1 pseudogene is annotated in these 813 nt (G+C 70.0%); it reads right to left on the bottom strand.

From position 1 onward, the window contains the following. Window positions 1-735 (bottom strand): annotated as a pseudogene (locus tag RHBS_RS29480) (ribonuclease E/G); the annotation flags it as partial. Between the last annotated feature and the right edge of the window lie 78 nt (window positions 736-813).

The raw sequence follows: 813 nt of genomic DNA, 5'->3' as shown, positions 1-813 counted from the left end.
TCCTCGAGACGCGTCAGCCCGTGATTCCCTGGACCTCGTCCCGCGTGCCCGACTCTTGTTGCGCGGCTCACGCTCGTGCACGACCGTGTTGGGCGGATCGTCCTCGGACGACGCGCCCTCGGCCGCGGCCTCCGCTCCGGTCTTGCGCCTGCGACGGCGACGACGACGGCGGCTGCTGGAGCCGTCCCCGTCCGAACCGCCGTTGTCGGAGTCGTCGTAGTTGTCCTGAGCACCCGAATCGGACTCGTCGTCGCCGTCCTCGGCCGAGGAGTCTGCGGTGCGCGTGTCGTCGGATGAGTCGGTTGCATCGGAGTTCTGCCGGTCCGAGGTACGACTGCGAGTGCGTGATCGACGCGAGCGTCGTCCCGAGTTCGACTGCTGCCCGTCGCTTGCCGAGGACTCGTCCGAGTCGGCGTCGGTCGACTCCGCGTCGGTCGAATCGGCGGTCTCGGTGTCGCCGTCGGAATCGTCGTCCGAGTTCTCGTCGGTCGACTCGTCCGAGGACTGCTCACCGCGACCACGTCCGCGACCACGACGGCCGCGCCGACGGCGTCGAGGCTGAGACTGATCGTCGTCGCCGTCACCGTCGGTCGAGCTCTCGGCGTTGGCCGGCTCGTCGGCCTCGGAAGACGAGGACCGGTCGGTCGAGACGGCAGGGATCTCGGGTGCACCGGTCTCCGGCGTCACTGCGGACTCACCACTGTCGGTGTCAGCGCTGCTCTCGGTGTTCGCCACGTCGTCCTTGAGCGCGGCCTTGCGGCTGCGGCGACGCCGAGCCGGGGGCTCGGCCGGTGACTCCGTCGATTCCGTCGC

The sequence above is a fragment of the Rhodococcus sp. BS-15 genome, assembly GCF_000813105.1.
GTDB lineage: Bacteria > Actinomycetota > Actinomycetes > Mycobacteriales > Mycobacteriaceae > Rhodococcoides.
Note: the sequence above shows the minus strand (reverse complement) of the source record. Positions and strands in the feature narration are given on the sequence as shown.